At 69.4% G+C, this 22,447-nt stretch carries 17 protein-coding genes; 14 read left to right on the top strand and 3 right to left on the bottom strand.

Annotation, left to right across the window (positions count from 1 at the left end):
- The first annotated feature begins 64 nt into the window (after positions 1-64).
- Positions 65-757 (top strand): hypothetical protein, encoded by a 693-nt coding sequence (locus QWI33_RS21700; protein WP_289958471.1) that lies wholly within the window; start codon positions 65-67, stop codon positions 755-757.
- Between the two features lie 60 nt (positions 758-817).
- Here QWI33_RS21700 and QWI33_RS21695 read toward each other — a convergent pair whose 3' ends face one another.
- Positions 818-2,509, bottom strand: coding sequence for a cellulase family glycosylhydrolase (locus tag QWI33_RS21695; protein ID WP_289958470.1), 1,692 nt, complete (start codon positions 2,507-2,509; stop codon positions 818-820).
- A 432-nt stretch (positions 2,510-2,941) separates the two neighbouring features.
- On the opposite strand from QWI33_RS21695, the gene QWI33_RS21690 reads away from it, so the two are divergent.
- The 6 genes from QWI33_RS21690 to QWI33_RS21665 all read left to right on the top strand — a co-directional run bounded on the left by QWI33_RS21690 (position 2,942) and on the right by QWI33_RS21665 (position 12,135).
- Positions 2,942-5,005 carry a glycoside hydrolase family 36 protein gene (locus QWI33_RS21690; protein ID WP_289958469.1) on the top strand — a complete coding sequence of 688 codons (2,064 nt, stop codon included), beginning with the start codon at positions 2,942-2,944 and terminating at the stop codon, positions 5,003-5,005.
- 232 nt (positions 5,006-5,237) lie between these two features.
- The gene (locus QWI33_RS21685) at positions 5,238-6,929 is read left to right on the top strand and encodes a type 2 periplasmic-binding domain-containing protein (RefSeq protein ID WP_289958468.1); all 1,692 of its coding nucleotides are present in this window, start codon (positions 5,238-5,240) and stop codon (positions 6,927-6,929) included.
- Positions 6,930-7,006: 77 nt separating this feature from the next.
- Entirely contained in the window at positions 7,007-7,990 is a 984-nt protein-coding gene (locus QWI33_RS21680; RefSeq protein WP_289958467.1) for an ABC transporter permease, read from the top strand.
- The gene (locus QWI33_RS21675) at positions 7,987-8,928 is read left to right on the top strand and encodes a carbohydrate ABC transporter permease (protein ID WP_289958466.1); all 942 of its coding nucleotides are present in this window, start codon (positions 7,987-7,989) and stop codon (positions 8,926-8,928) included. The genes QWI33_RS21680 and QWI33_RS21675 overlap by 4 nt, the downstream gene beginning before the upstream one ends.
- A 232-nt stretch (positions 8,929-9,160) precedes the next feature.
- Positions 9,161-9,877, top strand: coding sequence for a FadR/GntR family transcriptional regulator (locus tag QWI33_RS21670; RefSeq protein WP_289958465.1), 717 nt, complete (start codon positions 9,161-9,163; stop codon positions 9,875-9,877).
- A 206-nt stretch (positions 9,878-10,083) separates the two neighbouring features.
- Positions 10,084-12,135 carry an alpha-galactosidase gene (locus QWI33_RS21665; RefSeq protein ID WP_289958464.1) on the top strand — a complete coding sequence of 684 codons (2,052 nt, stop codon included), beginning with the start codon at positions 10,084-10,086 and terminating at the stop codon, positions 12,133-12,135.
- A gap of 26 nt (positions 12,136-12,161) precedes the next feature.
- Here QWI33_RS21665 and QWI33_RS21660 read toward each other — a convergent pair whose 3' ends face one another.
- Entirely contained in the window at positions 12,162-12,824 is a 663-nt protein-coding gene (locus tag QWI33_RS21660; protein ID WP_289958463.1) for a DNA alkylation repair protein, read from the bottom strand.
- A 29-nt stretch (positions 12,825-12,853) separates the two neighbouring features.
- Entirely contained in the window at positions 12,854-14,428 is a 1,575-nt protein-coding gene (locus QWI33_RS21655) for a phytoene desaturase family protein (RefSeq protein ID WP_289958462.1), read from the bottom strand.
- Between the two features lie 164 nt (positions 14,429-14,592).
- Here QWI33_RS21655 and QWI33_RS21650 point away from each other — a divergent pair, with 164 nt between their 5' ends.
- The 7 genes from QWI33_RS21650 (at position 14,593) to QWI33_RS21620 (ending at position 22,352) form a co-directional block, all read left to right on the top strand.
- Positions 14,593-15,612: a LacI family DNA-binding transcriptional regulator gene (locus QWI33_RS21650; RefSeq protein WP_289958461.1), complete on the top strand. Its 1,020-nt coding sequence runs from the start codon at positions 14,593-14,595 to the stop codon at positions 15,610-15,612.
- A gap of 43 nt (positions 15,613-15,655) precedes the next feature.
- A complete protein-coding gene (locus tag QWI33_RS21645) occupies positions 15,656-16,933 on the top strand; it encodes an extracellular solute-binding protein (protein ID WP_289958460.1) in 1,278 nt (425 codons plus the stop codon).
- A gap of 3 nt (positions 16,934-16,936) precedes the next feature.
- Positions 16,937-17,890, top strand: a complete 954-nt coding sequence (locus QWI33_RS21640; RefSeq protein WP_289958459.1) for a carbohydrate ABC transporter permease — start codon at positions 16,937-16,939, stop codon at positions 17,888-17,890.
- Entirely contained in the window at positions 17,890-18,774 is an 885-nt protein-coding gene (locus QWI33_RS21635; RefSeq protein WP_289958458.1) for a carbohydrate ABC transporter permease, read from the top strand. The genes QWI33_RS21640 and QWI33_RS21635 overlap by 1 nt, the downstream gene beginning before the upstream one ends.
- Positions 18,775-18,801: 27 nt before the next feature.
- Positions 18,802-19,758 carry a glycoside hydrolase family protein gene (locus QWI33_RS21630; RefSeq protein WP_289958457.1) on the top strand — a complete coding sequence of 319 codons (957 nt, stop codon included), beginning with the start codon at positions 18,802-18,804 and terminating at the stop codon, positions 19,756-19,758.
- Complete coding sequence (locus QWI33_RS21625; RefSeq protein WP_289958456.1) at positions 19,755-20,669, top strand: carbohydrate kinase family protein; 915 nt, start codon at positions 19,755-19,757, stop codon at positions 20,667-20,669. The genes QWI33_RS21630 and QWI33_RS21625 overlap by 4 nt, the downstream gene beginning before the upstream one ends.
- A 153-nt stretch (positions 20,670-20,822) precedes the next feature.
- Positions 20,823-22,352, top strand: a complete 1,530-nt coding sequence (locus QWI33_RS21620) for a glycoside hydrolase family 32 protein (protein ID WP_289958455.1) — start codon at positions 20,823-20,825, stop codon at positions 22,350-22,352.
- The last annotated feature ends 95 nt before the right edge of the window (positions 22,353-22,447 follow it).

The raw sequence follows: 22,447 nt of genomic DNA, 5'->3' as shown, positions 1-22,447 counted from the left end.
AGTTGTCGATATCCGGTCAACCCGGAGCGCTCGCCGTGTCGGAGGTGCCGGATAGGCTCCGGCCATGCCGAACTCCTCGTACCTCTGCACCGCCGACCGGGACTCCCTGTACCCCTCGACCACGGTGGCGGGCTTCGCACCCGATACCGGCGTCGTCGCCTACGACGCCCGCTGCGTGCCGCTGCTGTGGCTCGCCCTCTTCCGCCCGGCGGACATCAGGACGCAGACCATCGTGATCGAGGCCGACCCGGACGCCTACGTCGCCGAGTGGGACCCGAAGACCGGCGACTTCGTCGAAGTGCCGGGCGGCAAGGAGGGCGACGTGGTCGAGGCCGTCGCGCCACTGGTCGCCAAGGACCGCGCGCTCACCCAGCTCGACGCCGCCCTGCCCGCGCTGAACCGGCTCTTCGCCGCCGAAGGGCCCCTTGACGACCACGCCGCGATGCTTAGGCAGGCCGTGGCGACCGCGCCGGGCCGGTTCATCACGATCGAGCTCGATGAGATCGAAGGCCTGTGGGAGGAGGGCACCTTCCAGCCGGCGGTCCGCCGCGCACTGACCGGCATGGAGGAGGTCCGCGACCCGGATGCCGAGCGCGCCGACCTCATCGAGATCGCGCAGCTGCGGGCCGGGCGCCCGTTCCCGGCGGCCCGCATGCTCCTGGGCGAGCACGAGCCCGTGGACGACGACTACTGGAACCTCTCCCGCCTCCTCGGCACGTGTTTCAGCGCCGCCGTGCCCTGGGAGCCGAAGGCCTGAACGCGAAGCGGGGCGCAGTCCGTGAAGGACTGCGCCCCTTGGCATTACGAGGTGCGGTTGCTAAGCGACCGCGCCGGTGACGGTCTCGCCGTTGCGGACCACGGTGTACTCGATCGTCTGGCCGCTCCAGAAGTGGAGGGTCAGGAAGACCTGCTCGCCGTCCTTGAGGCTGTCCAGGTACCGCTTGGTCAGCAGGATGGTCCCGTTCTCGTAGTCGGGCCTGAAGTCGTCCCAGAATTCCGGGAACGTGGCCCAGTTGTGGTAGCCGGCCCCGCTGCCGTCCGCGTAGACGGACTCCATGGTGGACATCTGGTCGCCGTTGAACGCCGTGGGGATCGTCAACGACGCGTTGGTGCCCGTGGCGTCCTCGACCGAGGGGTCCTCGGAGTTGATGACGTTGAGCTTCCAGGGCATGCCTTCGGAGAAGAAGATCTTCAGCTGCGCGCTGGAGCCGACCTCGCGGTCGCCGAGGATGCGCTTCAGGACCTTCGCCTTGATCGTCAAGGTCGTGCCGCTCAGCGAGTAGTCCTTGCCGGCTTTCAACGTAGTGGTCCCGAACTTCACCCTGTCGAACTCAAGACCGTTGAGGTTCAAGGTGATCGACTTGTCGGTGATCTTGTCCGAGGCGTCGACGAACAGCAGGTCCGAGGCGGCGGTACCCGAGCGGGTGGTCCAGGCCGTGGAGATGTAGTCGAACTGCTCCTGGTCGCGCCACTCGCGCTTGAAGCGGTCGAAGTGCGTGCCGTTGTCCCACCACATGGTCGTGATGCCGGAGGTGCGGGCCAGGTAGCCGAAGTGCTCGAAGAACTTCAGGACCTCGCCGCGCTCGACCTTGCGGTCGTAGTTGTCGAGCAGGCTGTACTCGCCGATGATGACCGGGATGCCCTTGGAGGTGAAGGTGTCGACATGGGCCTGGAAGGTCGCTTCGAGCATGTCCTGCACCTCCTCGTTGTACGAGGGGTACCCGGCGACGTTGACGCTGAAGGGCCAGAAGCTGTAGTTGTGCGTGGTCGCGGCCAGCATCGGGTCGTCCAGCGCCTCGATCTCGGCGGCGAGCGCGTCCAAGTGGACCTGGTCTGCCGAGGTGTGGAGCGTCTCCAGGACCAGGAGGCGGTCGGCGTTGCCACCGCCGGAACCGCGCACGATCGCGTGGAACGAGCTGTTCAACTCGGCCATGAGCTCGTGGTCGAGATCGTTCCCCGGGGTCAGGGCCTCATCGAAGCCCACCTCGTTGAGGGGCTCGAACGCCAGTTCCTGCGGGTAGTCCTCGAAGGTGTCCGCGATCTGGACCCAGGTGGCGTCGAACTGGGCCTTGACCTGGTCGTGCTGCTCGGGGTCGGCCAGCTTCGTGATCCACTGCCACGAGTCGTGGTGCGTGTTGATCATGACGTAGAGGTCGGCGGCGAGGGCGCGGTCGACGGCCTGCTTGACGCGGGCCATGACGGCGGGGTCGATGGTGTAGTCGGGCGCGGGGCCGGTGTGGTTGCCCCAGCTGACGGGGATGCGGACCGAGTTGAAGCCCTCGGCGGCGATGTCGTCGAAGAAGGTGTCGTCGACCCGCGGGTTGCCCCAGGCGGTCTCGTCGGCGCCGGGGCTGCAGCACATGGCGTCGAAGGAGTTGCCGAGGTTCCAGCCCGGCTGCATGGCCGCGACGATCTCCTCGGCGGTCTGGGGCTCAGCGTCCTGCGCCTGCGATGCGGCCGGGACGGCCAGCATGGAGAGCGCGATCGGGGCTGCCAGGAGCAGCCTCATTGCCTTGCGTATCAACGGAGTTTCCCCTTTCGGCGCACCCTGGGACGGTCCGCGAGCGCGGAGGGGTGCGATGGGCGTGATGCCGGCTCTTCCGCGGACGGGTGACCGCGGGGAGAGATATGGAAAGACTGCTATACCTCACTGGCCGCTGTCAATGTTCGGTCACCCGTTGAAACTAAATTGTCCAAGCCGTGACCTTGCCACTCGGCCAGGGCGAGCGAATAGGTCATATCTATCTTGGCAATCGCGTACCACATCACCGTGGAAATGACCGTTTGATGATGAAATAGCGATATTTCATCCCACTACCGTCTGCAACTTCTGGAAGATTCATCGGCTTTTTTCCGGTGCAGGCCCTTGTACACGGCCGAGCGCCCGGATAGCTTGATTCGTTGACGCATCCATGTATCTCTATCCAGAGTGGAGCCCGCAGTGCCTCCGACCGCCTCGCGCCGCCCCGACGAGCAACCGGCCTTCGAGTGGGCCGCGCCGGGCCTGCACCTCGGTTTCGACCACGCCGACGACCGCCCGGTGCGGCTCGTGCGCCTCGCGACCGGACCCGATGCGCCTTCGGCCGCTGCACCCTGGGCGATCGTGGACGTCTACACCCCCGGCGAGCACCGCGCCCGCAACAACCAGACCCTTCTGCACTCGGGGGCCGGGCAGCGGCTGCGCTACGCCGGGCGCGAATCGCTCGACGGCGAACTGCGGATCACCCAGCACGACCACGAGACCGGCCTCGAGGTGACCAGCGTGTTCCGGGCCGCCGGACCGGGCCTCCAGATCCGGCACACGGTGCGCAACGGGTCCGAGCGCGAACTCGTGCTGCTCTCGGTGAGCTCGGCGGTCGTGGCCGTGCCCGACACGGGCGGGCAGGAACTGCTGTGGGGCGAGAGCGAGTGGCTGGCCGAGGGGCGCTGGCACCAGCGCCCGCTGCACGACCTGCTGCCCGACACCCACCCGGAGCTCCACGGCGGCCAGTACTCGCGCGGCCTGTTCTCGCTGACCAGCCACGGCAGCTGGTCGAGCGGTACGTTCCTGCCGACCGGTGTCCTGGCGAACGCCGACGGCCCCTCGCTGGCATGGCAGGTCGAGACCAGCGCCGGATGGCACTGGGAGACGGCGCTGACCGGCGGGACGGTGACCGTGGGCGTGCACGGCGCGACCGACATGCACCACCAGTTCGCCGCGCGCCTGGCGCCGGGCGAGGCGTTCACCTCGGTGCCCGCCGGCGTCTGCATCGCCGACGGCGGCAGGGACGCGGCCTTCGCGGCCCTCACCGGCTACCGGCGTGCGATCCGTGAGGTGCGCCCGGTCGACGCGCGACTGCCGGTGGTCTACAACGACTTCATGAACACGCTCATGGGCTGGCCGACCACGGAGCGGCTGCTGCCGCTCATCGAGTCGGCGGGCGAGGCGGGCGCGGAGTACTTCTGCATCGACGCCGGCTGGTTCGCCGCCCTGGAGGGCAACTGGTGGACCAACGCCGGCGAGTGGCTCGAGGCGCCCGAGCGGTTCACGGGCGGGCTGCTGTCGGTCATCGACGCCATCCGCGCCAACGGCATGCGGCCCGGGTTGTGGCTGGAGCCGGAGGCGGTGGGCGTCGAGTCGCCGATGGCGAAGCGGCTGCCGGACGAGGCGTTCTTCCAGCGGTTCGGCGAGCGCGTCAGCGAGGCCGGGCACTTCCAGCTCGACCTGCGGCACCCGGCGGCGCGGGCGCATCTGGACGAGACGGTCGACCGGCTCGTGGACGAGTTCGGGATCGGGTTCTTCAAGCTCGACTACAACACGAACACGGGGCTGGGGACCGATGTGGACGCCGCGGGTCCGGGGGCCGGGCTCCTGGGGCACACCCTGGCGTACACGGACTGGCTGCGCGACGCGCAGGAGCGCCACCCGGGCCTGCTGTTCGAGAACTGCGGTTCGGGCGCGATGCGCATGGACTACAACCTCCTCTCCGTGGTGCACCTGCAGTCCACGAGCGACCAGCAGGAGTTCCGGTCGTATGCGCCGATCGCCGCCGCCGCCCCCGCGAGCGTGCTCCCCGAGCAGGCCGGCAACTGGGCGTATCCGGCCGCGTCGATGAGCCTGGAGGAGACGGCGTTCGCGATGACGGCGGGCGTCGTCGGGCGGATCTACCTGTCCGGGTTCCTGAACGAGCTGAGCGCGGAGCAGTCGGCGCTGGTGCGCGAGGCCGTCATGCTCCACAAGGACTGGCGCCACCGCATCGCCGAGGCGGTGCCGACGTGGCCGCTCGGGCTGCCGCGCTGGGAGGACGAGGTCGTGGCGCTGCAGCTCGACGCGGGCCCGCAGTCGCTGCTGGCGGTGTGGTCGCGGGGCGGGGCCGCCGAGATCGCGCTGCCGGAGCTGGAGGGGCGGACCGTGGCGCAGGTGTACCCGGCCGCGCTGCCGCAGTGGACGATCCGCACCGGCGACGGCGCGCCGGTGCTCGAAGTGCCCGCCGGGCCGGCCGCCCGGATCTTCGCGATTCAGTGAGCAATGATCCGATGACTCGTGGCGAACTTCTAGCACGAGGGAGAGAAATGCCAGCGTTTGCCGCATAACGGCTTCGCATCGATCCCGTATGACTACGGAATCATCTGATCTTTAGATTGCTTGAGGTCTTGCCTAACCTGCTCCACCTGGCTTACTTTTGTTTGAAGGCATATCCAAATTTAGATCCCTTGCTGTCTTCATCCCTCATGGCAGCGCGAATGAAAGGCCTACGATGCCCGACTCCTCCTCCGCACCGATGCGGCGCCGCTCCCTCTTCAAGGTCGCCGGTCTCGGCGCCGTCGGCGCTGCGGGACTCCCCTTCGCCGCCGCCTGCTCCGACATCAAGACCGGCGAAGGCTCCACCCAGGCGACCGAGGGCTTCGACTTCCTGCCCGAGTACAAGGAATGGCCGCTCCCGGCCGAGCCCGACCTGATCGGCGACCCGCCGAACCACCCCTCCGCGTTCACCTCGTACCCCGAGCCGGTCGAGGCCATCACCGAGGTGCCCTCGAACAGCGGCACCTACGAGATCACCGTCCCGTTCTGGGGCGAGGCCCCCTCGAACGACGACCCCTACTTCGCGGCGCTGCGCGACGCCTGGGGCGGCACGACCATCAACCTGCGCCAGGCCGACGGCAACACGTACGCCGACACCTCGGTCCAGTGGCTCAACGCCAACGAGTACGGCGACGGCATGCTGCTCTTCAGCTGGATGCTCGGCTCCCACACGAACTTCCCCGAGACCGTGGTCAACACCTTCTACGACCTGACCGACATCCTCAAGGGCGACATCTCCGGGCGCTGGCCGCTCCTGGCCGGCCTGCCGACCCAGTCCTGGGCGCAGTCGGTCTGGTCCACGGACGCGAGCGACCCCGAGACCGCGCGCCTCTACGGCATCCCCGCCACCTTCAGCGGCGGCCCGGGCAACGCCCTGTTCACCCGCGTCGACCTCATGGAGGCCGCGGGCATCGCGATGCCGACCACGGTCGAGGAGCTGCTCGAGGCCTGCCGGAAGTGGTCGGACGACGCCAACGGCAAGTGGGCCTTCGGCGCCGTCGATTGGATCCTCCCGCAGCTCTTCGGCCTCGTCGGCGACGAGGGCTGGTCCTGGGACGAGGAGCAGGGCAAGCTCGTCAACGACTGCGAGAAGCCCGAGTTCACCGAGCTGCTGGAGTTCCGCCGCACCCTGTGGGACGAGAAGCTCATCCACCCGGACGCGCCCACCGGCACGCTGGACAACGGGGCGATGCAGATCGCCGGGACCACGCTGTTCTCCCAGGAGAACCCGGTCCGCTGGTACGAGTACGCGGCCAAGGTCAAGGACGGCACCGCCACGGGCGCGATCGCCCCCGTGCCGCCGATCGGCGCGAAGGGCCGCAAGCCCACGCTCAAGGCCGGCACCTCCGTCGACGGCTGGACCTTCCTGAACAAGGACCTCTCCAGGGAGCAGGTCGAGGAGCTCCTCGACGTCGCCAACTGGTGCTCCGCACCGTTCGGCACCAAGGAGAACGAGCTTCTGGAGTACGGCGTCGAAGGCGAGCACTTCGAGTACGACGCCACCGGCAACCCGGTCCACACCGAGCACGGCCAGAAGGTCGTCCTGGCCCCGGTCAACCTCAAGCAGTACTCCGGCAAGGTCCAGCGGTTCCTCACCGGCATCCCCGAGGTCGTCCAGGCGCACTTCGAGTTCAACGCCTCGTGCCAGGAGTTCATCGTGCCGAGCATCTTCGAGGGCGTGCGCATCGAGGCCCCGGCGGCGGCCAAGTCGGCCTCGCAGACCTTCAACGACCAGCAGAACGACATCGCCTACGGCCGCGCCGACCTCTCCACCATCCCCGACATCGTCGCCACCTTCATGGCGAACGGCGGCGAAGAGGCCCGCGGCTTCTACACCGACATCTACAAGAGCCTCAACGAGCAGTGACGGGCACCGGGCCGCCCGCAGCGCGGGCGGCCCGGCCGCTCACACCCGCCGACCTCGGACTTGAGACTGGAATTCCCATGGCAACTATGCAAAGCGAGGCCCCGCCGACCACGGCCCGGACTCCGAACGCGCGCATCGTCAAGCGCAAGCGGTCCGCCGCCCAGCGGCTGCGGCACGACTGGCCCCTCCTGGTGCTCGCCCTCCCGGTGCTCGTCCAGCTCGCGCTGTTCTTCTACTGGCCTTCGGCCTGGAACATCATCGCGTTCATGGACTACAGCCCCCACCGGCCGTTCTGGGAGAACCCGTTCGTCGGCTTCGCGTGGTTCGAGCGGCTCTTCAACGACCCGTACTTCGTTCCGGCGCTGCTGAACACGCTGAAGTTCGCCGCCGCGCACCTGCTGTTCCTGTTCCCGCTCTCGGTCGTGCTCGCACTGGTCATGCACTCGGTGGTCTCCACCAAGGTCCGCAGCACGTTCCAGTCGATCGTGTACCTGCCGTACTTCTTCTCCTGGGTCCTGGTCGTCACCGTGTTCGTCCAGGTCCTGGGCGCCGACGGGCTCGTCTCCAACTGGCTCATGAGCCTCGGCGGCGACCGCCTCACCTTCACCTCCAACCCGGACACCTTCCTGGTGCTCGCGTGGATGCAGTGGGCGTGGAAGGACGCCGGCTGGGGCATGATCATCTTCCTCGCGGCCCTCGCCTCCATCAACCCGAGCCTCTACGAGGCCGCCGCGGTCGACGGCGCCAACCGCTGGCGGCGGATGTGGCACATCACCCTGCCCGGGATCAGGCCCGTCATCATCCTCCTGCTCATCCTCCAGATCGGCGGCATCCTCTCCGTCGGCTTCGAGCAGTACCAGCTGCAGCGCAACGCCATCGGCTACCAGGCCACCGAAGTGCTGGACACCTACGTGTACTACCGCAGCGTCATCGGCACCGAAGGGGCCTCGTTCGGCACCGCGGCCGGCCTGTTCAAGGGCGCGATCGGACTCGTCCTGATCCTCGCCGCCAACAAGGTCGCGCACCGCCTCGGAGAGCAAGGGATCTACCAGAAGTCATGACCGCCGTAGACATCAAGCCCAAGCCCCGCAAGAGCGCCCGTCCCGTCTGGGACGAGGAGCCCTCCCTCGTCGGCAAGAGCGTGAAGGCCCTGTTCCTGATCGCCTACGCGGCAGCGATCCTGGTGCCGCTCTGGGCGATCGTGGCCACCAGCTTCGCCAGCGAGGACGCCCTCTCCCGAGCGGGCGGGAACCTGCTGCTCATCCCGACCGACCTGAGCCTCAGCGCCTACCAGGAGATCTTCTCCGGCGGCGCGCTCACCGACTCGCTGATCCTCACCGTGGTACTCACGGTGGGCGGCACCGCCTTCAGCATGGTGCTCACGATCTGCGGGGCCTACGCGCTCTCGCGCACCGGCTCGTTCCTGCACCGGCCGATACTCATGCTCGTGCTGTTCACGTTCCTGTTCGGCCCCGGCATGTACCCCAGCTTCCTGGTGGTGCAGAAGCTCGGCCTGTTCAACGACTACCTGTCGCTGATCCTGCCGGTCGCGCTGAGCGCCTTCAACCTGATCGTGCTCCGGGCGTTCTTCATGAACACGATCCCCGGCGAGCTGCTGGACGCGGCCCGCATCGACGGCGCCGGCGAGTTCCGGATCCTCCTGACGATCGTGCTGCCGATGTCGAAGGCGATCCTCGCGGTCGTCGCCCTGTTCTACGCCGTGGGCTACTGGAACATCTACTTCTCGGCCGTGCTCTACACGCCCGGCCTGGAGACCCAGCCGATCCAGGTCGTCCTCCAGCGGATGCTCATGTCCACGCAGGGCCTGCCCGAGGGCGCCTCGGCCACGGCGCAGTACCAGGACCAGGGCGAGGCCGCGCCCACCGCGGCCCTGAAGATGGCGGTCGTGGTCTGCACGGTCCTCCCGATCGTGATCATGTACCCGTTCATCCAGAAGCACTTCACCAAGGCCGTCATCACGGGGGCCATCAAGGGGTAGAGACGTCCCGGGGGCTCGCCTCCGGGACGGCCGCGGGCACGATGTGAGGGTCGGGGGGTCGATTCGCTGTCGTACCGCTCGCGGCCGAGGGCCTTCCGAACCGGGCAACGCAGACTGCACACTGCGCCGGGATCGGAAGGCCCTCTCAGCGTCCCGCCCGTACCACGGGATCGTGACCTGAAAGATCCGACCATTCTTGCGGTTCTGACGCGACTCGGCGATACTTGCACCCATGTCCCGCACGGACGATGTCGTCAACGGCATCAAACACATGATCCTCAACGGCGATCTGCGCCCCGGTGAACGCCTGCCCGTGGAGAAGGAGCTCGCCGAGACCCTGGGCGTCTCCCGCGGCTCCCTCCGCGAAGGCGTCCGGGCCCTGTCGATCCTCGGCATCCTCAACTCGCGCCAGGGCGACGGCACGTATGTGACCGACCTCGACGTCTCGCAGCTGCTCGCGCCGATGGGCTTCGTCGTCGACCTCCAGGGCGACGGGCAGACCCTGCACCTCCACGCGATCCGCCGCCTGCTCGAATGCGAGGCGGCCCGCCTCGCCGCCACCCGGATCACCGACGACGCGCTCAAGGAGGCCGAGACCCTGCTGGACGAGGCCGGCCGCATCCTCGATGAGCACCCCGACGCGCACGAGCGGATCATCGAGATCGACATCGCCTTCCACCGCATCATCGCCGCGCACACGGGCAATCCCGTGCTCACCGGCATGATCGAGACCTTCGCCAGCCGCACCATCAGAGAGCGGTTGTGGCGGAGCCTGCGCGAGGAGGGCATCGACCGGCGCACGCACGGCGAGCACCACGCCATCTGGCGGGCCCTGAAGTACCGCGACCCCGACGCGGCCCGCATCCGCATGGCCAACCACCTCTTGGGCGTCGAGGACTCGCTGCCGTTCCTCCCCACTGAAGACGAGGAATCGCCGCTCGAACCGTGACGGATACGGGCATAGAAACATCATATCTATTGTCATGATCCTGCTTGCTGTGTAGACATTGATGTACCTTTTATGACCAAATGACCGCCATATCCCGCGGCATTCATCGCATAATTTCAAGGGCTCGACCCTTGTGCTCGCCACGCACGGCCACTAGCTTGATTCGTTGACCCTCCGGCACACAACGATCCAAAGTGGAGCAAAAAGTGGCAGTGACGCCCCCTCGGCACCCCGGCCCCGCGACCGCCTTCGAGTGGTCCCGGCCCGGCATGCACCTGCGATTCGAGCACGGCGAGGACCACCCCGTCCGGCTCGCCCACTGGGCGACCGGCCCGGACGCCCCATCGGTGGTCGCGCCCATGCCCGTCGCCGACTACAGCACCGCAGGCGAGCACCGCGCCCGCCCCGACCAGAGCCTCCTGCACTGGGGCTCCGGGCCGCGCCTGCGCTACACCGGCCACGAAGCGGACGGCGACGAGCTGCGCATCAGCCAGCGCGAGCCGGGGTCCGGCATCGAGGTCCACAGCAGTTTCCGCGCCGCGGGGCCGGGGCTCCAGATCCGGCACACCGTCCGCAACGCCACCGCCGAGGAGGTCGTGCTCCTCAACGTGGCCTCCGCGATCGTGGCGGTGCCCGAAGCCGCGCACGACCTGCTGTGGGGCGAGAGCGAATGGCTCGCCGAGGGGCGCTGGCACCAGCGGCCCGTCGAGGAGCTGCTGCCGAACGTCAACCCGGGGTTCCACGGTCGGCGCAACCGGGGGAACTTCGGCGTGACCAGCCACGGGTCGTTCTCCAGCGGCGCGTACCTGCCGACCGGGGTCCTGGCCCTGGAGGACGGGCCCTCGATCGCGTGGCAGGCCGAGACGAGCGCGGGCTGGCACTGGGAGGCCTCGCAGCACGAGGGCACGGTGATCGTGGGGGTGTACGGCCCGACGGATCTGTACCACCAGTTCGCGGCGCGTCTGGCGCCCGGCGAGGCGTTCACGACGGTGCCGGCGGGGTTCTGCGTCGCCGGGGGCGGGCGGGACGCGGCCTTCGGGGCGCTCACGGACTACCGGCGCGCGATCCGGGAGATGCGGCCGATCGATGCGCGGCTTCCCTTGGTGTACAACGACTTCATGAACACGCTGATGGCCGGTCCCTCCACGGAGAAGGAGCTGCCGCTGATCGAGGCGGCCGCGGCGGCGGGCGCGGAGTACTACTGCATCGACGCCGGGTGGTACGGGACCGGGAACTGGTGGACGGACTCGGGCGACTGGCGCGAGGTCCCCGGGCTGTTCACCGGCGGTCTGGTCTCGGTCATCGAGGCGATCCGCGCCAAGGGGATGCGGCCGGGGATCTGGCTCGAGCCCGAAGCGGTCGGCGAGCAGGCGAAGGCGGGGCGGGAGCTGCCCGACGCGGCGTTCTTCCAGCGGTTCGGCAAGCGGGTCTGCGAGACCGGGCACTTCCAGCTCGACTTCCGCCACCCGGCGGCGCGCGCGCATCTGGACGAGGCCGTGGACCGGCTCGTGGCCGAGTTCGGGATCGAGTTCTTCAAGCTGGACTACAACGTGAACTCCGGCGTGGGGACCGATGTGGACGCCGCCGGCCCGGGGGCCGGGCTGCTGGGGCACACGCTCGCGTTCCGGGGGTGGCTGAGCGACGCGCAGGCGCGGCATCCGGAGGTCTTGTTCGAGAACTGCGGTTCAGGCGCGATGCGCATGGACTACAACTTGCTGTCCGTGGCGCACTTGCAGTCGACGAGCGACCAGCAGGACTTCCGGCTGTATGCGGCGATCGCGGCGGCGGCGCCCGCGAGCGTGGCGCCGGAGCAGGCGGGGAACTGGGCGTACCCGGACAAGGCGATGAGCTCGGAGGAGACGGCGTTCGCGATGACGGCGGGCGTGATGAGCCGGCTCTACCTCTCGGGGTTCCTCGGCGGGCTCGGCGAGGAGCAGTTCGCATTGGTGCGCGAAGCGATTGCGCTGCACAAGGACTGGCGGCAGCGGATCGCCGTGTCGCACCCGGTGTGGCCGCTGGGCCTGCCCGGTTGGGACGACGACGTGCTCGCGCTGCAGCTCGACGCCGGGGACGAGTCGCTGCTGGCGGTGTGGTCGCGGGGCGGGGCCGTGGAGGTCGGGCTGCCGGGGCTGCGCGGGCGGACGCTGGAGCAGGTCTACCCGGTCGCGCTGCCGGAGTGGAAGGTCCGCGCGGCCGAGGGCGGGCCGGTCGTGGAGGTGCAGGCCGGTCCGGCGGCCCGGATCTTCGCGGTGCGGTAGCGGGGCGCGGCCGATCGGGTCCGCGCTCAGGCGTTCTGGCGGCGCACGATCTCGTTGATCCAGACGGGCGCGAAGGGCGAGGTGCAGTTCGGCGGCGTCGGGTAGTCCTTGAGCACTTCGAGCCGCTCGCCGATGGCGATGGCGCGCTCGCGGAGGTCGGCGTGCGAGATGCCGATCTGGGCGAGGCACTGGTTCATCGCCCATTGGAGGCGGTCGGGGGCGTCCTTCATCTCGGCTTCGATCACGTCGAGGAGGCCCGTGAGGTCGAGGCCCTCGGGCCGCTTCTGGACGCGTTCGCTCGTCAGCGCCCAGCCGGCGGAGGCGGTCACCGGGTCCGGGTCGTCGATCCAGGCCAGGCGGAGCGCTTCGGCCTGCGGGTGCTTCTTGACCACGTAGTTCACGAGCCAGTCGTGGACCTTCGGGGTCCGCGCCTCGCGCAGCATCGCGTCGAGCTCGTCCTGTTCGAAGGCCTTCGGGCGGCAGATCAGCAGGGCGAGCAGGCGCGCGGCGGTGTCCCCGGTGGCCCAGAGCTCCCGCGCGAGGTCCTGCCGGGTCTTCAGCCGCTTGGCGACGGCGCGGAGTTTGGTGAGGTTCACGCCGTGGTCGTCGCCGTGCCGCTCGTTCACTTCGCGGATCCTCGGGTCCTCGAGTGCGGCCAGCTCGGCCATGACCTCGTCCTTCGTTGGCATCGCCGCCTCCTTCGCCTCTGCCGGGCAGTCTACGTCCGGGGTCCGACGCCCGGCCGGGCTTCGAGGACGGCCATGGCCGCATTGCGCCCGGGGATCCCGCTCACGCCGCCGCCGCGCACGGCCCCGGCGCCGCAGAGGAGCACGTTGGGGTGCTCGGTCTCCACGCCCCAGCGGCCGGTCGCCGCATCGGTGCGGAACGGCCAGGAAAGGTCGCGGTGGAAGATGTTGCCGCCGGGGAGCCTGAGGTCGCGTTCGAGGTCGACCGGGGTCTTCGCCTCGATGCACGGCGCGCCGTCGCCGTCCGTGGCGAGGCAGTCGGCGAGCGGCTCGTCGAGGTACCGGTCGAGCTGGGCGACCGTGGCCGCGAGCAGCCGCGCCCTCTCGTCCCCGGTGCCGTCGAAAAGCCTTGCGGGCGTGTGGAGTCCGAAGAGGGTGAGGGTCTGGTAGCCCGCGCGCGCCAGCTCCTCCCCCAGGATCGACGGGTCGGAGAGGGAGTGGCAGTAGATCTCGGAGGGCGGCTGCGACGGGAGCCGCCCGGAGGCCGCCTCGGTGTAGGCGGCTTCGAGCTGCGCGAAGGATTCGGCGACGTGGAAGGTCCCGGCGAAGGCCTCGCGGGGGTCCGCACCGGCGTCGCGCAGCCTCGGCAGCCGCTTGAGGAGCATGTTGACCTTGAGCTGCGCCCCTTCTGCGGGTTCGGGCCGCTCCCGGCCGAGCAGGTCGGCGAGCGCCTCGGGCGAGGCGTTCACCAGGACGTGCCGGGCGTCGACCGTGCCGCTCCCCCGGTCGTTCTCGTAGGCCACTTCGGCGCGCTCGCCGTCCGTGGCGATCCCCGTGACCTCGTGGCCGGTGAGGATCTCCGCGCCGGCCGCCCGGGCGACGCGGGCGAGTTCGTCGGTGAGGGCGCCCATGCCGCCCACGGGGACGTCCCAGTCGCCGGTGCCGCCGCCGATCACGTGGTAGAGGAAGCACCGGTTCTGGCGCAGGTCCTCGGCCCAGGCGGAGGTGAAGGTGCCGATGAGGCCGTCGGTGAGCACGACACCGCGCACGAGGTCGTCGGTGAACGTCTGCTCGATCGTCTCGCCGAGGGGCCGCCGGAAGAACATGTCCCAGATCCGGTCGTCGCCCACCCGCCGGCGCAGTTCGTCCTCTGTGGGCAGTGGTTCGGTGAGGGTGGGGAAGACCCGGGCCGCCACGTGCGCGGCCTTGCCGTAGAACTCCTGCCAGGCCTCGAATTCGCGTTCGGAGCCGGTGAGCCTCGCGAAGGACTCCCTGGTCCGGGCCGAGTCGCGAGTGACGAGGAGCCCGGTGGAGCGGCCGTCGCGCTCGGTCGGCGTGTAGGAGGAGACGCCGCGCTTGCGCACGGTGAACCGCAGGCCGAGGTCGTCGACGATCATGCGCGGCAGGAGGCTCACCAGGTACGAGTACCGGGAGAGGCGGGCGTCGACGCCGGGGAACGCGGGTGCCGAGATGGCGGCGCCTCCGGTGCGGCCCAGGCGTTCCAGGACGAGGACGCGTCGTCCCGCACGGGCCAGGTAGGCGGCGGAGACGAGGCCGTTGTGGCCGCCGCCGACGATCACGGCGTCGTAGGACTGGTGCTGAGCCATGCCCATTCCTAACACGGGCCCGGCGCGTCGTGACCGAACCGTGACATCAGCGTGGCCGGGTTGTTTCCGAACGGTCGTAGATTCTCCGTTAATCGATTAACGAACTCATGCGGATGAGTTGCGGCACGTTAGTTAATCGATTAACCGATGAAGGGAAGTCAACGGTGACCAAGCAGCCCCGATTGGCCGATGTCGCACGGGCGGCCGGCGTCTCCACGGCCACGGCCTCCATGGCGCTCAACGACACCGGGGGCCGGCGCATCGGCCCCGAGACCCGCGAGCGGGTCCGGGCCGCCGCCGCCGAGCTGGGGTACCGGCCGAACACGGTGGCGCGGGGGCTGCGGACGCGGCGGACCCAGATGATCGGGTTCGTCGGCGACGACGTGGCGACCACGCCGTTCGCGGGCCAGATGATCCGCGGCGCCCACGACGCGGCCCGCGAGGCCGGGTTCCTGCTGCTCATGGTCGACACCTCGGGGGACCCCGCCGAGACCGAGGAGGCGATCGGCGCGCTCCAGGAGCGCCAGATCGACGGCATCCTCCTCGCCACCATGTACCACCAGGTGGTGGCGGTGCCGGACGCGATGGGCTCCACCCCTTGCGTACTGCTCGACGCCCGCACCGCCGACGGCTCGGCCTCCTCGGTCGTGCCCGACGAGCGCGGCGGCACCCTCGGGGTGCTCGCCGAGCTCACCGGCGCGGGGCACGTCAGGATCGGGCACGTCACCACCCGCGAGCAGGTCCAGGCCCGAGCCGTCCGGCTCGAGACCTGGCGCGAGCGGGTCGCCGAGTGCGGCGTCGACCCCGAGCCGCTGCTGGTGGAGGTCGAGCACGCCACCACCCAGCTCGGCTACGAAGGCGCGCTCGTACTGCTCGCCCGGCCCGACCGGCCCACCGCCGTCTTCTGCTTCAACGACCGGATGGCCATGGGCGTCTACCGCGCCGCCGCCGAACTCGGCCTCGCCATCCCCGCAGACCTGTCGGTCGTCTCCTACGACGACCAGGAGCTCATCGCACCGGCACTGCATCCCGGGCTCACCTCGGCCGCCCTCCCCCACTACGACATGGGGCGCTGGGCGGTCGTGGAGCTGCTGCGCCGCCTCGACGACCCCGAGGCCGCGCCCGTCCAGCACCGCATGCCCTGCCCGGTGGCCCGGCGGCAGTCCGTCGCCAAGCCGCGCTAGCCCTTCTCAGCCCTTCCGCCCGAATCACATTGGAGTGAGCACCATGCAACGACGCCACCTCATGAAACTCGCCGCCGCGTCCGGCGGCGCCGCCCTCGCCGGCCCCGCCCTGGCCGCCTGCACCGCCTCCGGCTCCGCCTCCGACGGCGAGCTGCTCCTCTGGAGCCACAACGCCGGCAGCCCGCTCGAAGTCGCGGTCACCGAGGACATCATCAAGGCCTTCAACGGGTCCCACGACAACCTCAAGGCCACCCTCGAACCGTTCCCGCAGGACGTCTACAACGACTCCGTGAACGCCGCCGCACTCTCCGGCGACCTTCCCGACCTGCTCACTGTGGACGGACCGAACGTCCCCAACTGGGCGTGGGCCGGGCACCTCCAGCCAATCGAAGTGCCCGAGGCGATCACCGCGAAGTTCCTGCCCTCGACCCTCGGGGTCTTCCAGGACCAGCTGTACGCCGTGGGCCACTGGGAGGCCGCCTGCTCGGTCTTCGCCCGCCAGTCGGTGCTGGAGACCGCGGGCGTCCGCATCCCCACGATCGAATCCCCCTGGAGCCGCGAGGAGTTCGACGACGCGCTCCTGGCCGTCACCGGCACGGCCGGCTACGAGTACGCGATCGACTTCTCCACCGCCGACACCGGCGAGTGGTACCCCTACGCATTCTCCCCGTTCCTGCAGAGCTTCGGCGGCGACCTCATCGACCGCGGGACCTACCTGAAGTCCGACGGCGTCCTCAACGGACCGGAGGCGCTGGCCTGGGGCGAGTGGTTCCAGGGCCTGTTCACCGCGGGGCTCTCCAACCCGGAGTCCCCCGGCGGTGCCGAGGACTTCATGCAGGGCAAGGCCGCCATGGCCTTCCACGGCAACTGGGGCGCTCTGCCCGCCATCGACCTCTACGACGACATGCTGTTCCTGCCCCCGCCCGACTTCGGCAACGGCCCCAAGATCGGCGGCGGCTCCTGGCAGTGGGCCGTCACCGCCACCGCGGACAAGGCCGGGGCGAACTCCTGGCTCGAGACCGCGCTCTCGGACGAGTACGTCGCCGAGTACGCCAACCAGACCGGCCTCATCCCCGCCACCGACGCCGCCGCCGAGCTCACCGAGCACTACGGCACCGACGGGAAGCTGCGCATGATGGTCGAGTACTCCAAGGCCTACGCGACGCTGCGCCCGGAGACCCCCGCGTACACCGTGATCGCCTCCGTGTTCACCCAGTACGCCGGGGACGTCATCCACGGCGGCGACGTCAAGACCGCCCTGGACGCGGCCGTCGCCGAGATCGACGCCGACATCGACGCGAACTCCGGGTACGGGTTCTAAGCGATGGCGACCGCAACCGCCGAGAGGGCCGCCGCTCCGGCGGCGGCCCCGCCCGGGCCGCCGCGCCGCCGCCGCCGCACCCACTCCCGCACCGAGCAGCGCGCGGGCACCGCCTTCGCGGTCCCCGGAGTCGTGCTCCTCCTCGTGTTCGTCATCGGACCGGCCGTCGTGTCGCTGGTCCTGGCGTTCACCAACGCCAGGCTCATCTCCCCGACCCCGCCCGAGTTCATCGGCCTCGAGAACTTCCGCCGGGCCTTCGCCGACGACGCCACGTTCCACCGCTCGCTGCTGAACACCCTGCTGTTCGCGTGCATCGTCGTCCCGCTCCAAGGCGGGCTCGGGCTCGTCCTCGCGCTCCTGGTCAACCAGAAGCTCGCCGGGCGGAACTTCTTCCGCACCGTGTTCTTCCTGCCCGTGATCACCTCCATGGTGGTCGTCAGCCTCCTGTGGCGCTTCCTCTACCAGGAGGACGGGCTCGTCAACTCGGCCCTGTCGATGCTCACCGGCGGCGCGTGGGCCGGGCAGGCCTGGCTCGCCGACCCCTCGACCGCCATGGGCGCCATCGTGGTCATGAGCGTCTGGCAGGGCGTCGGATTCCACATGATCATCTGGCTCGCGGGCCTCCAGACCATCCCCGAGGAGGTCTACGAGGCCGGCGCACTCGACGGCACCACGCCGTGGCAGCGGTTCCGGCACCTCACCCTGCCGCTCCTCAAGCCCACCTTCGTGTTCGTGCTCATCACCATCACGATCGCCGCGATGAGCCTGTTCGTGCAGGTCAACATCATGACCGGCGGCGGACCCGTCGGATCGACCAGCACCATCGTGCTCCAGATCGTCCAGAAGGGATTCCAGCAGCAGCAGATGGGCTACGGCGCCGCGCTCTCGCTCGTCTTCTTCTGCATCGTGCTCACCCTGGCGCTCGTCCAGCGCCGCCTGACGAGGGACAAGGACTGATGAACGCCGCCACCGCCCGCCGCGGGTGGACCTACCTGCCGATGACCGTGCTCGCGGCCTTCTTCCTCTTCCCCATCGTGTTCATGCTCGCCGCGAGCCTCAAGAGCGACCACCAGATCTTCGCGGACATGAACTCGCTCAAGGCGTTCCTGCCCGTCGGGGACCTCTCCTTCGCGAACTACGCGGCCGTGTTCGACCGGGTCCCGTTCTGGCGCTTCCTCGGGAACACCCTGTTCGTCACCTTCATGGTCACCGCCCTCGGCCTCGTCGTGAACTCCATGTGCGGCTACGCGCTCGCCCGGATGCGCTGGAAGGGCCGCGGCCTGGTCTTCGGACTCATCATCGCCACGCTCATCCTGCCGTTCGACACCACCATCGTGCCGATGGTGTACCTCGTGGCGAACCTGCCGTGGGTGGGCTTCGACGGCCTCACCCCGGTGCTGGAGTTCGGCTGGCTCAACACCTACCGGGTGCAGATCGTGCCGTTCATCGTGAACGCCTTCTCGATCTTCCTGTTCGCCCAGTACTTCAAGAGCCTCCCCAAAGGACTCGAAGAGGCCGCCGCGATCGACGGCGCCGGCTGGCTGCGCACGTACTGGCGCATCATCGTGCCCCTCTCCAAGCCCGTGTTCGCCACCGTCGCGATCCTCACCGTGGTCACCTCCCCCGCCACCTGGAACGCGTACCTCTGGCCCCTCATGACCGTGCAGAGCGAGGAGCTGCGCCCCGTCATGGTCGGCGTCCAGTACTTCTTCCAGCTCGACACCGCCTGGGGCGAAGTGATGGCCTACATCACCATGATCACCGTCCCGATGGTGATCGTGTTCCTCGTCTTCCAGCGCTCGTTCATCCAGTCCATCGCCTCAGCGGGCATGAAGGACTGAACTCCCCACCCACTAGTAAGGACACTCATGCTCAAGCTCGCCGACCACTGGGTCTGGGACTCCTGGTACGCGACCGACGATGACGGCCGCCACCACGTGTTCTTCCTGCGCGCCTCCCGGGCGCTCCAGGAGGAGGGCCGCCGCCACCACCGCGCCTCCATCGGGCACGCCGTCTCCGCCGATCTGCTGGACTGGACGCTCCTGCCCGACGCGCTGGTCTTCGCCGACGCCCCGGCCTGGGACGACCAGGCCACCTGGACCGGCTCCATCGTGCGGGAGGACTCGGGGCGGTGGCGCATGTTCTACACCGGCGTCTCCCGGGCCGAGGGCGGGAACGTGCAGCGGATCGGCTCGGCCGTCTCCGACGACCTCCTCGTCTGGCACCGCGAACCGGGCCCGCAGGTCGAAGCCGACCCGCGCCATTACGAGCGGTTCTCCCCCGCGTCGGACTGGTTCGACGAGGCCTGCCGCGACCCGTGGGTGTTCCGCGCCGAGGACGGCTGGCACATGCTGTTCACCGCCAGAGCCGAAGGGCCCGAACCGACCCGCGAACGCGGCGTCGTCGGCCACGCCCGCTCGGCGGACCTGGAGACCTGGGAGGTGCTGGCGCCCCTGAGCCGCCCCGACGCGCTCGGCTTCGGCCAGATCGAGGTCACCCAGCTGCACCGGGTGGACGGCCAGTGGCTGCTGCTGTTCTGCTGCGGCAAGGCCGAAGCGGGCGACGCGCGCCGGGAACTGGGCGAGACCGGGGACAACTACGTCGTCCCCGTCGACGACCCGACCGGAGGGCTCGACGGCGTCGCCTTCGACATCGCCAAGGCCCGCCCGTTCGCGCACGAGAGCCTGTACGCCGCGAGACTCCACGACGTGGACGGGCAGACGGTTATCATCGGCTTCCGCAACATCGAGGACGGCGAGTTCGTCGGCGAGCTCACCGACCCGATTCCGGTGCGATGGGACGGCGAAAGGCTGGTACGCGCGTGATCGGAGTCATCGGCGAGGCCCTCATCGACCTGAAGGTCGACCAGGAGGACGCCCGCCATCCGGTCGCCCACCCCGGCGGCAGCCCGATGAACGTGGCCGTGGCCCTGGGGCGCCTGGGCGCCGAGGTCGCCTTCCTCGGGCGGCTCTCCGGCGACGCCTTCGGGAAGCTGCTGCGCACGCACCTCGCCGAGTCCGATGTGCACCTGCAATGGATCGTGGACGCACCGGAGCCGACGAGTCTGGCCATCGTCTCGGTCGATCCGGGCGGGTCGGCGAGCTACGCGTTCCATGTCGAGGGCACCGCCGACTGGCAATGGGCCCCGACCGAACTGCCCCCGAACCCGGGCCTGGACGCGGTGCACGCCGGATCGCTCGCGCTCGCCGTCGACCCCGGCGGGCCGGTGATCGCGCGGTGGCTCGAGGAGCTGAGCGCGCGCACCACGATCAGCCTGGACCCGAACGTGCGCCCGGCGCTCCTCGGCGACCGCGAGGCCTACCGGGCGCGCCTGGAGCGCTGGCTCGGGTTCGCGGCGATCGTGAAGGTCTCCGACGAAGACCTGGCATGGATCTGGCCCGGGACCGACCCCGCCGATCACGCCGACGCCTGGATCGCCGAGGGCCGCAAGCTGGTCGTGATCACACGCGGCGGCGAGGGCTCACTCGTGCGGACCGGCGGCGCCTCGTTCGCCGTGCCCGCCGCGCCGGTCGACATGGTCGACACGGTCGGCGCGGGCGACTCGTTCAGCGGCGCGCTGCTGGACTGGCTGGGCCGCAACGGGCGCCTGCGCCCTGACGACCTCGCCCGCCTCACCGCATCCGAGGCACGCGAGGCGGTCGAATTCGCCGCGAAGGTCGCCGCCATCACCTGCTCCCGAGCGGGCGCGAACCCGCCGTACCGATCGGAAATGTGACCTCGAACCATTCGGAATGGCCGATTCACATAGGCGGATCGGCCATTCCGAATTAACCGATATTAACCTCTAATATCGATAGATTTAACTTCGCTTAACTATTTACGCTGTGGACGTCAAGTCCGATTGCAAAAGCACGAGTCTGGAGCGACGATGCTGCGAGCCTCAAGAAGGAACCTCCTGCGCGCCGCCGCCCTCGGCGGCACGGTGAGCCTGATGGGAAGCCCCTCCTGGGCGCAAGACGCGACCTATCGGCCCGTCTACCACTTCTCCGTCCCCGACCACTGGAAGAACGATCCCCAGCGGCCGATCCATGTGGACGGCAAGACGTACTACTACTACCTCTACAACAAGGACTACCCGAATCTCGGCACGGGCACCTCATGGCGGATCGCCGCCTCAGACGACAATGTCGCCTTCACCGACCTCGGCACCGCCATTCCGAAGGAGACGAACCCGAACGGCTCGATCTGGTCCGGCTGCCTCGTCGTCGACGAGGCCGACACCGCCGGGTTCGGCGCGGGGGCGATCATCGCCCTCGCCACCCAGGAGGACCGCTTCGCCCCGGCCCCCCACCGCCAGGCGCAGTTCCTCTTCTACTCCACCGACGGCGGCCGGACCTTCGGCCGCCATGAGCCCGCCGTGCTGCCGAACCCCGGCGTCGTCGACTTCCGCGACCCGAAGGTCGTCTGGGACGCCCAGCGCTCGCAGTGGGTGATGGCCCTCGCCGAGAACGACAAGATCGGGTTCTACCGCTCCGCCGACCTCAAGAGCTGGGCGTACACCGAGGGCTTCATCAAGCAGGGCATCGGCGTGCTCGAATGCCCCGACCTGTTCCGGCTCGAATCCGCCACCGGTCCCGCCCGCTGGGTGCTCGGCGCCAGCGCCAACGCCAAGGGCTCCGGCGGGCCCGCGACCTACGCGTACTGGACGGGCGAGTGGAACGGCACGACGTTCGTCCCGGACCACCCGGACCCGAAATGGCTGGACCACGGCTGGGACTGGTACGGCGCGGTCACCTGGGAGCGGCGCACCGGCGGCCAGGTCGACCCGAGGGTCCGGTACGCCATCGGGTGGATGAACCACTGGGACTACCCGAACAACACCCCCTCGTGGGACGCCGACGGCTTCAACGGCACGGACTCGATCGTCCGCGAGATCTCGCTGAAGTGGACGGGCACTGCATGCGCATTGGTCTCGACGCCGGTTCGCACGCTCGCGGACCGCGCGTCGCGCGTCGTGGAGTTCGGCGATGTGGCGGTGGAGGGCGTCTCGGCGCTCGACTACCGGGGGCGCGCCTACGAGGTCAGGGCCCGCGTCACCTGGGAGCAGCTGAACAACGTCGGCCTGCAACTGCGCCTGTCCTCGGACGGCGCGCGGCACGCCGATGCCGGGGTCTACCTCGCCGGCGGCTACGCGTACCTCAACCGGGCCTTCACCGGGAACCCGGACCCCACGGGTCGGTGGATGGAGAGCCGGACCCCGTTCGACACCGCCCGCAAGGAGGTGCACCTGCGGATCCTCGTGGACAACCTGTCCGTGGAGGTCTTCGTGGACGATGGCCGGTACGTGCACTCGAGTCTGGTGTACGCCCGGCCGGAGGACGACCGCCTGGCCCTGTTCACCGATGGGGGCCGAGCCGTCTTCCGCGGTCTCACCGTCACCGAGTTCCACCAGATCTGAGCACTGTCGAGCTGAGCGCACTTGAAGCGAGCGGCACCGGGGCCGGGCGCGTGATGCGCCCGGCCCCGGTGGCCGTGGATTCGGGGTCCCCTGCC

The sequence above is a fragment of the Glycomyces tritici genome (genome assembly GCF_030403505.1).
The sequence above is the reverse complement of the archived record's forward strand: the minus strand, read 5'-3'. Positions and strand labels throughout refer to the sequence as shown.

What these genes read in the sequence shown, in the direction of transcription:
- QWI33_RS21700 (WP_289958471.1), top strand. Translation starts at nt 65, where the DNA reads ATGCCGAACTCCTCGTACCTCTGCACCGCCGACCGGGACTCCCTGTAC.
- QWI33_RS21695 (WP_289958470.1), bottom strand. Translation starts at nt 2,509, where the DNA reads ATGAGGCTGCTCCTGGCAGCCCCGATCGCGCTCTCCATGCTGGCCGTC.
- QWI33_RS21685 (WP_289958468.1), top strand. Translation starts at nt 5,238, where the DNA reads ATGCCCGACTCCTCCTCCGCACCGATGCGGCGCCGCTCCCTCTTCAAG.
- QWI33_RS21680 (WP_289958467.1), top strand. Translation starts at nt 7,007, where the DNA reads ATGGCAACTATGCAAAGCGAGGCCCCGCCGACCACGGCCCGGACTCCG.
- QWI33_RS21675 (WP_289958466.1), top strand. Translation starts at nt 7,987, where the DNA reads ATGACCGCCGTAGACATCAAGCCCAAGCCCCGCAAGAGCGCCCGTCCC.
- QWI33_RS21670 (WP_289958465.1), top strand. Translation starts at nt 9,161, where the DNA reads ATGTCCCGCACGGACGATGTCGTCAACGGCATCAAACACATGATCCTC.
- QWI33_RS21660 (WP_289958463.1), bottom strand. Translation starts at nt 12,824, where the DNA reads ATGCCAACGAAGGACGAGGTCATGGCCGAGCTGGCCGCACTCGAGGAC.
- QWI33_RS21655 (WP_289958462.1), bottom strand. Translation starts at nt 14,428, where the DNA reads ATGGCTCAGCACCAGTCCTACGACGCCGTGATCGTCGGCGGCGGCCAC.
- QWI33_RS21645 (WP_289958460.1), top strand. Translation starts at nt 15,656, where the DNA reads ATGCAACGACGCCACCTCATGAAACTCGCCGCCGCGTCCGGCGGCGCC.
- QWI33_RS21640 (WP_289958459.1), top strand. Translation starts at nt 16,937, where the DNA reads ATGGCGACCGCAACCGCCGAGAGGGCCGCCGCTCCGGCGGCGGCCCCG.
- QWI33_RS21635 (WP_289958458.1), top strand. Translation starts at nt 17,890, where the DNA reads ATGAACGCCGCCACCGCCCGCCGCGGGTGGACCTACCTGCCGATGACC.
- QWI33_RS21630 (WP_289958457.1), top strand. Translation starts at nt 18,802, where the DNA reads ATGCTCAAGCTCGCCGACCACTGGGTCTGGGACTCCTGGTACGCGACC.
- QWI33_RS21620 (WP_289958455.1), top strand. Translation starts at nt 20,823, where the DNA reads ATGCTGCGAGCCTCAAGAAGGAACCTCCTGCGCGCCGCCGCCCTCGGC.